This window comes from Arsenicibacter sp. R0_47 (assembly GCF_057652235.1).
Genome location: NZ_JBYFCJ010000002.1, coordinates 414,394 through 427,562 on the forward strand (window position 1 = coordinate 414,394; position 13,169 = coordinate 427,562).

Below are 13,169 nucleotides of genomic sequence, written 5' to 3' on the forward strand. Positions count from 1 at the left end.
CAGGAGTCAACCGGTTACAGCGGCGGATTAACTTTTTTGTGCATCAGGGTCAATCCGGGTAAATGATTTTATCGTACTTTGCCAGAACCGGTAACGTAAGATAGGATCGTTTACCCGGTTGCCTGACTGTATGCGGAGTAATGTCTGTTTGATCCTGTTTTTTTTGCTGGCATGTGGTGTGACAACAGCACAGCCGGTTTCCCTGAAACCTGATACGGAAGTCCTCAATCTATGCCCGTCGGTATCGGTCTTTGCCGATCCGGCAGGGACGCTTTCGTTTGAGCAGGTCCGGCAGCAGACGTTTATACCCCACCGTGAGCAATCGTTTCAGTTTGGTTTTTCAAAACAGATTTTCTGGTTCCGCTTTACACTCGATCCCGGCACCGCACCGGAGGACCGGCAATGGTACCTGCTCTGGAGCGATGGCCTGCGCGATCACATTGACCTCTACGTTCCGCAGACAGACAGCACCTGGGCCCTGTTAAAAGGGGGATTGAAGACGCCGGCCGACCAGAAAGCCTATAAGGGGCTGTTTCCGGCGTATTCGCTCGGTGCGGTGACCCGTCCGCAGACGTATTACCTGCGCCTCGAAGCCAGCGAATCCATCAACGGACAGCTGACCCTCATGACCTATCAGGCCTACATCGACAGCCTGCCGGGGAGCCTGGCCATGGTGTGGCTGGTTATCGGGATTCAGCTGCTGCGGGTTTTTTACAATGTTATTCTGGCGCGGTATGTTCAGGACAGCTCTTTCCGGTGGTATGTTTTTCATACGGTGATTGTAACGGCCTCGGTACTCGGGTCATTCGGGGTAACGGGTAATCTGCTGAGCGCGTACCCTGCCGTGGCCAGTTTCTTCAACGTGGCGTTTTTCGAGCTGATGCCCGCTACATACACGCTGTTTATTTATTCGCTGCTGTCGGTACGGAGGCATTACCCGGCCCTGCGTCCGGTCTTTTTCGGCATCGTGGCCGTCAGCGTGTTGCAACTGACCCTGCATGCATTCGTACCGAGGATGTACCTGCTGCAGGGGAACAATTACCTGTTTCTGTTTACCGAAGTCTTCCTGATTGCCATCTGCTGCCATGCCCTGTTGCGGCGGGTGCCGATGAACACATACCTGCTCATACCGTGTTTTATTACCCTTGTGCCGTTTATTTTCCTGAACCTGCGGTCGCTGGGTATCATTGACTATGACTGGATTTACCCCGTGATTTATGCGACCAACTTCCTCGAAATTGTGGCGCTGGCGCTGGTGCTGGGAAAAATCATTGAGGGGGCCGAACAAAAACGGCTCGCAACGGAAAAGGCACTCTTTACGGAGAAAGTCGAAGCCGAAAAACTGGTTGAGCTGGATGCGCTCAAAACCCGCTTCTTTACCAATATTTCCCATGAATTCCGCACCCCGCTGACGCTGCTCATCGGGCCGCTCAATGATCTGGTGAAGCGCTTCCCCGCCGAGGAGCTGTACCGGATCATGTACCGGAATGCCACCCGGTTGCAGACATTGATTAATCAGTTGCTGGACCTGGCCAAACTTGATAACGGGCAGCTGCAGCCCGATCTGCGGCCGGGCAATCTGGTAGCTGAGTTCCGGATGTGGGTGCTCTCTTTTGAGTCGCTGGCCGTCAGCCGCCGGATTGAGCTGTCGCTGAACCAGAGCCATCCGGAAGTTATGGCTGAGTATGACGCGGATAAACTGGAGAAAGTGACAAACAACCTCGTCGCCAATGCGCTGAAATTTACGCAGGCCGGCGGATCAGTGGCTGTGACGGTGACCTACAGTGAAGCGGGCTTACTGCTCACCGTGGCGGATACCGGTCCGGGCATTGCGCCGGAACATCTGCCGTTTATCTTCGACCGGTTTTACCAGGTTGATGCCAGTCAGCGGCGTGGCTACGAAGGAACGGGTGTCGGGCTGGCGCTGGTGCGGGAACTGGTACGGCTGCTCGGCGGCAGCATTACGGCCGATAGCCGGTTGGGCGTCGGGACAACCTTTACCGTTAGTCTGTCGCTGCGGGCTTTGTCCGGTCCGGGTACAGTGACCGGTCCCGCCGACACAGGGTTGCCGGTGCAGCCGGTTCCGGCGGCGACCGGCGAGCTGGCAGCGCCCCTGCCGGAAGCAGACGAAGCCACCGGCCGGCCCGTGGTGCTTATCGTGGAGGACAACGACGACCTCCGTGTCTATGTACGGTCGATCCTGAGCCCGCACTACCGGATTGTGGAAGCGACCGACGGGCAGAAGGGGCTTGACCTGGCCCGGCAGACGGTGCCTGACCTGATCGTTACCGATGTGATGATGCCGGAACTCGACGGGATGACCTTGTGCCGGTACCTGCGGCAGGAGCAGGCAACCAGCCACATACCTGTAGTGATGCTGACCGCCCGGGCCGCCCTCGATGACCGGTTGCAGGGGCTCGGAACCGGCGCTGATGATTACCTGACCAAGCCGTTTGTAGCGCAGGAATTACTGATCAGGGTGCAGAATCTGCTGGCCCGGCAACAGATTATCCGCGCCTACTTCCGCGGGCAGGTGCTCCGGCCGGCGGGCGAAATGACTGTTGCGGCTCCGGAACCTGTTTTTACCGTGCAGCAACAGGCGTTTGTTGATGAGCTATACCGGCAGATTGACCGGCAGCTCGACAATACAGAGTTTGACGTGGAGCAACTGGCAACGTCGCTGGCCATGAGCAGCCGCACCCTGACGCGCAAATTGAATGCCTTGCTGAATATGACCGCCGGGGAGGTAATTCGTACCTACCGCCTCCGCCGTGCTGCGGAATGGCTGCAGGCGGGACTGAGTCCGAGCGAAACGGCCTACCGGGCGGGATTCGACAACCTGTCCTATTTCAGCCGTGTATTCCGGGAATATTCCGGACTGACGCCTTCGGACTATGTCCGGCAGCAGAAAGAAGCGTCCGGTCAGGAAGATTTACGCAGCTAAGCGGATTATGTCCGGAAATCAACAGGATTTGTCCGGAAATTGACAATCGGCCGGTTGCCGGTCAGCTAGTTTTGGTCTACACAAACCAGCTGACCATTATGAAAAGTCATTATTTCCTGCTTGCCTGCCTGCTGTCCTTTGCGGGTTACCCGGCATTTGCCCAGTCGTCCGTTTCGCCTGAATCCGATGCTACCGGAGAGGTGGTAGCCAGTGTTGCCACCGCTGAGCCGGTGGGACCGGCTGGGGGCCATTATGATCCGCTGCTGTCGTTCCGCAACGCGCTGCTGCGCGAAGTCAGATACCCCGAACCGGCCTTACAGCTGGGGCACGAAGGCACGGTATTGATCCGCGTCTACCAGCGCAGTGACGGCTACGTCGCGGCTGTGCGTATCACCAAATCAGCAGGGCGGCTGCTGGATGCGGCCGTTTTAGCCGCGGCCGAAAAAATTCTGCAACGACAACCACCCGCGCGGACGGAGGAGGCTTCTGCCCGTAAAATGGACTTTCCGGTGGTTTTCCGGCCGTAGGGCAAGTGGCACGGACCAGTCCGAAATACAATGCATTTTCACCTACGGATCGAATCAATTTACCTACGGATTTTTCAAAAAAAGGCCTCATCCGGAATATTTTTTTTTACCGCTAGCGTCAGGGCACTGACAAAAAAATGGTTTCTGTTTTTATTGTAATAAGTATATTAATACTGCGTAAAGTTATAATAAAGTTAAGGTTTGTCCGGAAATCAACAGGATTTGTCTGAAAAATGACAATCCGGCGGGAAGCGCTTAGTGATCTTTGTGGTGGCAGGATAGTAACCGCTGTCAGGTAAAACGGATGCATCCTGTATGCATCAGGGTACCCACTGATCAACGGGACTTTTGCCGTGCCGGCCGACTAACCTTTAGAAATTTATGCGCGATTTTTTCTCAACATTGAGGCCTGTTGCCTCTCAAAACAAACAGTTTTGTGGTATACGAATACTAATTCCTTTACTCATTCTGTTTTTTTGCGGACTGGCTTTGCCGGGCTACGGGCAAACCACCATTGCTGTCACCAGTACCGACGATAGTGGCCCCGGCACTCTGCGCGAGGCCATCACCACGGCCAACGGCAACACGGCCCTCACCTACCTGATTACCCTCCCCGCCAATCAGACGATTACACTTACATCCGCCCTGCCCGACATCACGTTTAGCGGTACGATTGCGGGGGGAAGTACGCTCTGCCCCGCCACGAGTGTAGGCGGCAGTACCATTGCCCGCGATCCAGGGGCGGGTGAGTTTAGACTGCTAAATCTAGCCGGAACCAATAGAACGTGGTTAGTGACCGATATTCGTTTTCTGAATGGGCTTCTGACAACAACTAATAATAACGGCGGGGCTATTCAGGTTCAATTTCCTGGCACGGGAAATAACGTATCGATTAATCGGTGTGTTTTTAGTGGTAATCGGGCATCTGCCGGGGGGGCTATTGCCGTAAATACGCTGCAACGTAGTGCCCGTATAGCCGACTGCTATTTCGATGGAAACAGGGCGGTATTAGGAGCTAGCGCCTTATTTATAAATTCGAATAACACCGATTTTTCGGTTAGTATTGAGCGAACTATGTTCCGAACAATCAGTGCCGAATTCTCGGTTGTGCGGATCAATTCGGGTAACGGGGCACTTCTCCAGAACTGTACATTTGGTGGAACGGGTTCCGTTTCGGAAGTACTGACTTTCAGTGGCCCTCGCTCGTTTACGGTTCAACACTCCACCTTTGGGTCACCAACCAGCAAGCATATTAACGGACAGTATACTGACGATAACATTACCATTTTACTGCAGAACAACGCCTTTAATCTAGCTTCGGGGGGAGCTAACGTTCTGAATACGGAAGGGGCTGGAACCGGGTCAACTACTTTTACTTCACTGGGTGGTAATGTATTTGCCAATGACATTACGGCTAACCTCACCCTGCTGGCATCCGACCGCGACAACGTCGGTACGGCGGGGCTGGGTCTTGGTTCGCTGACCACCGTTGCGGGCGAGTGTATCCCCGTTATCCCACTGGGTTGTTTTAGTCAGGCCATTGATGCGGCCGTGAGCAGCACACTAACCACCGATGCGCTGGGGACAGCACAGATCGGAGCTGCACGCGATGCCGGGGCGTATGAGAGTTCAAACGCGGCTTCGGTTACCTTCACCGTAGCCAGTTCCGCTGCTGTCTGTATGGGCAGTATGGCTACACTCACCGCCAGCGGTTGCACGGGTGGCACGGTAGCCTGGCCCGGGGCGATAACCGGCAATACCTATTCCACCAGCGTTGCTGGTACCTACACCGCCACCTGTACCATTGGCACTTGTACGACTACCGCCACCGGTACCGTTGCCAATAGCCCGATGAGTTACACCGTTACCAGTCTGGCCTATACGGGCCCGGGGTCGCTCCGGCAGGTCTTCACCGATATTGGGGCCAGTACGTGTACCGGTCAGTTTACCATCACGTTCGGCGTGTCGGGAACGGTCAACTTTGGTAATGGGCTAACGGCACCGAATAAAAATATACTCTTGCTGGGTTATTCGACAACCAGTACGGATGTGGTACTCCGGGGTGGTGGACCGTCCAGCAATTATCGTCTTCTGACGGTGCCGGCTTCGTCTACGGTAACCGTTCGTTACCTGAGTTTTACCAATGCACGGGCGGGTGGTGGCCAGAATGGAGGAGCCATTTCGCAGGATGGGGGTAACCTGTACCTCGACAATTGCTACCTCTACGGCAATACGGCCACTGGCCTCGGAGGAGGCATGTATCATGGCGGAGGCTCGTTTACCATTACCAACACAACCTTTGCGAACAATACGGCTACCAGCAATAGCGGGGCCCTTCATAAAGGCATTACCGACCCCGGCCTGATTGAAAACTGCACGTTCAGTGGAAACGTGGCGCGGGCAGGGGGGGCCATCGAAGCCGCTGTCGGGAGTTTGACCATCAATAACAGTACCTTCACCCTGAACCGGGCCGTTGGCGCTTCGGGTGCTGCCCAGGGCGGGGCTATTTATGGCAGCGGCACCACCCCTGTCGTTATCAATAACTGCCTTATCGCGGGTAACACATCAATAGGGACCAGCCCCGACCTGGTGAGTGGTTTTTCATCGCAGGTGGGCTATAATATTATTGGGAATACATCCGGGGCCGGGCTTGGCAGCATCACCACAGGTAACATTATCGACGGGTCAGCAAGTCGGTATTTATTGGCCGGTTTGGCTAATTACGGCGGCGCCGTACCCACCCATGCACTGTTGCCGGGGAGCGTTGCGATTAATGCGGGGTCGGCTTTGGTGGCACCCGCGCAGGACCAGCGAGGCAACAACCGGGTCGGTACGCCCGACATCGGCGCGTTTGAGTCGCAGGGGTTTGCGCTGACCATACTAAGCGGCAACAACCAAACGACCAGCCCGGGCACGGCGTTCACTAATCCGCTGAGTGTATCCGTGAGCAGTGCCGGCGGGGAACCCGTTACCGGGGGCGTAGTGAGCTTCGTAGCCCCGGCGAGCGGAGCGAGTGCTACCCTGAGCAGTGCTACAGCCACGCTGAGCAGCAGCGGTACGGCCGCCGTGAATGCAACGGCCAACACTACGGCTGGAGGCCCCTATAATGTAGTAGCCTCGGCCGCAGGAACCACCCCTGCTTCGGTTAATTTTGCCCTGTCCAATGTGCTTCCGTGCGTGTATTCGTACACGGCTAATCTCAACAACAGCGGGGCGGGGTCGCTGCGGCAGGTATTGGCCGACATCGGAGCCATCACGGGTTGCCCTAACCAGTTTACAGTTACCTTTGCTACATCGGGTACCGTCAACCTGACCAGCACAATCCCGGCACCCACTAAAGATGTGCTGGTGCTGGGACCGACCACAAGCGCTACATCCGTGGTACTGCGGGGAGGCGGTTTGTCCAGCGACTTCAGCCTGCTGAGCATACCGCCGTCGGCTCAGTTTGAGGCCCGGTATCTGAGTTTCACGAATGCCCGTTCCACCAGCAACGGCGGGGTTATTACGCTCGGCGGGGGCGAGCTACAGTTGGCCTATTGCTATTTCTACAACAATACATCGACCAACTTCGGCGGGGCTGTTGCGCAGAACAGCGGTTCGTTCACCATCACCAACAGTACCTTCGCCTCCAACACGGCTACGAGCAATAGCGGTGCCCTGCACAAAGGGGGCAGCGCCCCCGGCCTGATCGAAAACTGCACGTTCAGTGGCAACGTGGCCCGCGCGGGCGGAGCCATCGAAGCCGCGGTGGGAAGCCTGACAATTAACCACAGTACTTTCACCCGGAATCTGGCTATTGGGAACCCAACCGGTGCCGAAGGAGGAGCTATTTACGGCGGTAATGCAGCTAATGTGGTTACCATTAACAACTGCCTGATTGTGGGTAACACCTCGCTGGGTACCGGGCCTGATCTCGTGAGTGGCTTTGACTCCGACCTCGGCCATAACCTAATTGGAAACACGGCGGGCGGGGCCACCCTCGGCGGCACGATAACCGGAAACCTCACCAATATTTCGGCGAGTAACTACCTGCTGACGGGCTTAGCCAATTACGGCGGGGCCACCCCCACGCATGCCCTCTTGCCGGGGAGCGTTGCCCTCAATGCGGGTTCGGCTTCGGGCGTACCCACGCAGGACCAACGGGGTATTAGCCGGGTGAGCCTACCCGATATCGGCGCGTTTGAGTCGCGGGGTTTTACGGTAAATGTCAGCAGTGGCAATAATCAGACAGCTCTGTTGGGAGCCGCTTTTGCCAATCCGTTGCGAGTGATGGTAGCGGGCAATGACGCAAGCGAGCCTGTAATTGGGGGTGTGGTAACTTTCCAGGCCCCGGTCACCTTACCCAGCGCGAGCCTTTCGGGGTCGAACGTTACCATAACCAGCGGCCTTACGGCGCAGGTTACGGCTCTTGCCAGCACCGGTTCAGGAGCCTATTCCGTTACGGCACTGACAAGAGGAGGAACGATATCTGCACAGTTTTCCTTAACCAATGTCTGCCGCACCATTGTCTACGTAACCGAATCCGGAGCCGGTTTGCAAAACGGTACGAGCTGGACAAACGCTTATCCTGGAACAGCCTTGCAGGAAGCCATCGGGGCAGCCAGCAGTTGTAGCGGGGGGCAGGTTTGGGTTGCGCGTGGCACCTACAGACCTACTACAGGTAATGAACGTGAGGCAACTTTCCGGATGGACGATAACGTCGCCATTTACGGGGGATTTGTGGGTGACGAGACGGCCCTCAGTAACCGTCCAGGGGTGAATCCACTTATGGGACAACCCTCCAGCAGTACACTGTCGGGCAATATAGGCTCCGGACGCCGAAGTTATCACGTTATCCAGAATTTACCTGGGTTGACCAATACCGCTATTCTGGATGGGTTTGTGGTCACGCGCGGAAGTGCCACGGATATTGGTCAACTGAGAGATCAGGGAGGAGCGATCCTGAATGATGGCAGTAGTCCAACGATCCGGAATTGTGTCTTTACGGATAATCAGGCTACTTATGGGGGAGCGATGTTTAACCGGGGCGACGGTAGTACCACCAGCAGTCCGGTGATTGTCAACTGTCTGTTTGAAGGCAACTCAGCAACCATACGGGGTGGGGCCGTTGAAAACAGTGGGCAGACTGGCGGTAGCAACGCATCGTCCTTTACGCGGGTTCTTTTCCGGGGTAACACGGCTACTTTCGGTGCGGCTGTTTCCAACGCTGGTGCGGGCGGTAACTGTAGTCCTGTCTTTGTCAACGTTAGCTTTCAGAATCAGTCGGGCCTGTTTGGTACCGTTATGTACAACAATGCATCTAACGGAGTCTGTAATCCAACGTTCACGAATGTCAGTTTTCAGGGGAATCAGGCTACTAATGCCGGTGACCTTTTTTACAATGCGGCCACCGTTGGCACCAGCAACCTTACACTCACCAATTGTGTGTTGTTTGGCAATGGCAGCAGCAACGCTTTTTTTAACAGCAATGCAAGCATAACGGCCACTTACAGCCTGTTCGATGCCGCCATTGATCCGGCCACCTATACGGCCACCAATAGCCTGACAACCATCATCTCGCCGTTTGCCAGCACCACCAGCACCGAACTGAGCTCCTGTGCTCCGGCCATTAACGCGGGCAACAACGCGGCTCCGGGTCTGAGTGGGATTAGCACCGATATCGCCGGGGCAAACCGTATTTTCGGCACCACGGTAGACATGGGGGCATATGAATTTACGGGAAGCATTAGTGCACAAACGGCCTTCACCACGCAGCCCGCTACGGGTTCAGGCGTATGTGTAGGAGCAACAGTTACTGCCAGTGTCAGTGTATCGGGCACGGGGCCGTTCAGCTACCAATGGTACCGCGATGGGACGGCTCTGACAGGCATAACCTCGGCCACAACTGCCAGCCTCACGCTCAGCAACGTGACATCCGCCAGCGCGGGCACCTATTCGGTGGTAGTAACAGGAAGTTGTAACAGCGTCACCAGCACGGCCTTTAGCCTGACGGTGAATCCGCCGCCTGCCGCCGGACTACTCAATAACGGGCCACTGACCTGTGCGCAAACGAGCGTAACGCTGACGGCGTCGGGCGGAGTCTCCTATACGTTTGCTAATGCAGGTGGCACCCTTGGCACGCCGGGAGCGAGTACAACCCGGACGGTAAGCAGCCCCGGTGCGTATTCGGTGACGGTAGGGGATAGCAATGGCTGTATTAGTACCACCACCACCACGGTTGGCAGCAATACCGTTGTCCCATCTCTGACCCTGACCGCCGGCAACGCCTGTGCCGGACAGCCGGTGACGCTCACCGCTACGGGCGGATTAAGCAGTTATACCTTTACGGGGCCGGGTGGCCTCATCAGCAGCGGAGCCTTGCGAACGGCCCCGGTTTCCGGCTTAAGCGAGGGGACATACAGTTTTAGCGTTGTTGCCACGAATGCAGCCGGATGTAGCAATACCGCTACCGCAACAGGCGCGGTGATCAGCAATATCATCACGGTGACCAGCACGGCAGACAGTGGCCCCGGCACACTGCGCGAAGCCATTACCACGGCTAACTCAGTAACTGCCTGCGGGCCGTTTCTGATCACACTCCCTGCCAACCAGACCATCGCGCTAACGTCGGCGCTGCCCGATATTACATTCAGCGGCAGCATCGTGGGGGGCAGCACGCTCTGCCCGGCCACGGGTGTAGGCGGCAGCACCATTGCCCGCGATCTGGGGGCAGGCGAGTTTCGATTGCTGAATTTATTGGGCACTAACAAAACGCTGGTAATGGCAGATGTGAGCTTTCTGAACGGAAAACTGACCGCAGGGGGTTCGGTGGGAGGAGCTATTCTGGCTAATGGCTATGCATTGAGCATTGGGCAATGTGTGTTCAGAAATAATCAGGCAATTGGTGGCGGAGCAATCTTAGCCAATCGGTCGGTGGAGATAGATGATAGTTTTTTTGATGACAATATTGCTGATGCAGGCTCAGCATTATCCATCGAAAACGTGGGGCAGGCTGTCCGTATTGAACGAACGAGTTTCCGGCATACTACCAACCCGGGTTTCACAAATTCTTCCCTGCTCAATTTAAATGTAAGGACGGGGTTAGTTCGCAACTGCACTTTTGGCGGGGGAGGCACTTTTTCATCCAGCCAGGCAATTTTTCTGGGAGCCGCATTGTCTATTCCGATGTCAGTAACCTTGGAACACAATACTTTTGCTCTTCGGGGCGTGTCCCTTATCTATGCCAATGCCAGCGGAGCAAACACATCGGTAACGCTGCAAAATAATGTGTTTATAGCCGCATTCAGCACAGCAGTCCTGAATACATTCAACGGCTCCAATACCGCTACCTTTAGCTCGCTGGGCGGCAACGTCTTCGCCAGCAACATAACCAGCAACCTAACCCTGCTGGCATCCGACCGCAACAACGTCGGTGCGTCAGGGCTGAGACTTGGTTCGCTGACAACTGTTGCGGGGGCGTGCATTCCCGTTATACCGTTACTGCCCGGCAGTACGGCCATCAACGCGGGGGTTTCCAGCACCCTCGCGACCGATGCACGGGGGCTGGCGCGGGTCGGCGCACCCGATGCAGGGGCGTTCGAGTCACAAGGATTTGCGCTGGCCATTTCGTCGGGCAACAACCAGTCTGCCAACGTCGGGACAGCCTTTGCTAGTCCATTGCGGGTATCGGTCAGCAGCAGCAATGGCGAACCAGTAAACGGGGGTGTGGTAAGCTTTTCGGCTCCGACATCGGGCGCGGGTGCTACTTTATCGAGTACGACGGCCAACATCAGCAGCGGCATGGCCTCCGTAAATGCTACGGCCAATGCCACGGCGGGCGGGCCATATGCCGTAACGGCCTTGGCCAACGGCACCACACCGGCTTCGGTGCAGTTTGATCTGGTCAATACCATGCTGAATCCAGCTATTACCGGCCTTGCGGCTTCGCCGGGAACCGCTACGTCCGGGAACCCGGTCACGTTTACGGCCACCGTAGGCAATGTATCAGGGGCGTATTCGTTTACCCTCACTGACGGAGCGGCCACAACGACCGGAACCAAAACGGGGGCAGCATTCAGCCAAACCTGGACTGCCGATTGCGCGGGCGTACAGGACTTTACCCTGACGATAGCACAAAGTGGCAACTCAGCTACTGCCACTGCCCCGCTCACCGTTTCGGCCCACCCCGACTATGCCGCTTTGGTTGATCTTTACAACAGCACTAATGGACCGGGCTGGACCAATAAAACAGGCTGGTTACAGAACTGCGCGCCCTGCATGGGTAACGGGGGTAACCCCTGGTATGGGCTGGTTTGTCAGGGTAATCGCGTGGTGATTGTCGGGCTGACTAACAATGGCCTTGCCGGTACTATCCCGACCAGTATCAGCGGTTTAACCAACATGCAACGGCTTTCTCTGGACAATAACGCGCTGACGGGCAACATTCCGGCCAGCCTGACTGCTCTGAATCTGACGCTTCTTTATCTCAACAACAACACGCTCAGCGGCCCCATCCCAACGGGTATCGGTTCGATGACGAACCTGCAAAGGCTGTATCTGAATTCGAACACCTTAACCGGAAGCATCCCAACGGGTATCGGTTCGCTTTCCGCTTTACAGGAATTGTATCTGAACGACAATACGCTGACAGGGAGTATTCCGGCCGGACTCGGTTCCCTTACGGCCCTTACCCAACTGTATTTACGTAATAATCAACTCAGTGGCTGCTACCCGACCAGTCTGACAACCTTGTGCAGTGTATCGCTGAAAGACTTTCAGGGTAATGCCGGTCTGCCTGGTTTGGGTAGTGCGGCCAGTTTATCGGCCTTCTGTGCCAGTGGCGCGGGCAGCGATGCTTTCGTGGCCTCGGCAACGGCGAGCGAAACGGCCGTTTGTGTGGGTAACGCGGTCAGTCTGAGCGTAAACGGCGGAAGCACGGCTACGTTTAGCTGGCTGGCTCCGGCGGGTGTTACCCTCGGCATGCCAGCTACCACATCGTCCATTTCGGCCACAGCCACCACGTCCGGCGTAAAAACGTTTACGGTCACGGTGAGTTTCGGGACGTCCTGTAGCACCACCACCACGGTAAGTGTTTCGGTCAATGCGTTACCTACGGCAAGCATCGCACCGCTCTCGGCTACCCTTACCTGCGCTCAACCCAGCCTGACCCTGACGGCCACCTCATCTGAAACAGCCCTCCGCTGGTCAACCGGGGCAACATCGTCCACGCTGCTGGTTACCAGTGCCGGGGCCTACGCCGTTACGGCTACGACGCCTGGTGGTTGTACGGTGGCAAGCAACATTGTTGTGGTGGAAAGTAACACGGCGCTGTCGGGCTTCGGCATTACGGCATCGGGTTCGGTTTGTGCCGGAAACCCGGTTGTCTTCACCGCCAGCGGTTGCACAGGTGGTACCGTCAACTGGCCGGGAGGTAGTATTGGTAATACCTACTCCACCACTGTTGCCGGCACCTATACGGCTACCTGCACTATTGGCAGCTGCTCAACAACGGCCAGTGGTACGGCTACGATTGGTGCCAATCCAACCCCAATGCTGACGGCGAGCGGAGGCGGCACACTCACCTGCGCCCAAACATCGCTGACGCTCACAGCCACGTCAGGCTTGACGAACTATTCGTTCAGCACCGGCCAGAGTGGAAGCAGCAACCTGCTGACGGTGACGAGTGCCGGGACCTATTCGGTGGTAGTCACAGGGGCTAA

The 13,169-nt window shown here is 56.4% G+C and carries 3 protein-coding genes; all 3 read left to right on the top strand.

The window, feature by feature from the left end:
- The first annotated feature begins 178 nt into the window (after positions 1 to 178).
- Entirely contained in the window at positions 179 to 2,944 is a 2,766-nt protein-coding gene (locus AC23NW_RS05070; protein ID WP_487448106.1) for an ATP-binding protein, read from the top strand.
- A 98-nt stretch (positions 2,945 to 3,042) separates the two neighbouring features.
- Positions 3,043 to 3,471 (top strand): energy transducer TonB family protein, encoded by a 429-nt coding sequence (locus AC23NW_RS05075; RefSeq protein WP_487448107.1) that lies wholly within the window; start codon positions 3,043 to 3,045, stop codon positions 3,469 to 3,471.
- 381 nt (positions 3,472 to 3,852) lie between these two features.
- Positions 3,853 to 13,169 (top strand): choice-of-anchor Q domain-containing protein (locus AC23NW_RS05080; RefSeq protein WP_487448109.1); only part of this gene is annotated, 9,317 nt, incomplete at its 3' end.

What these genes read in the sequence shown, in the direction of transcription:
- AC23NW_RS05075 (WP_487448107.1), top strand. Translation starts at nt 3,043, where the DNA reads ATGAAAAGTCATTATTTCCTGCTTGCCTGCCTGCTGTCCTTTGCGGGT.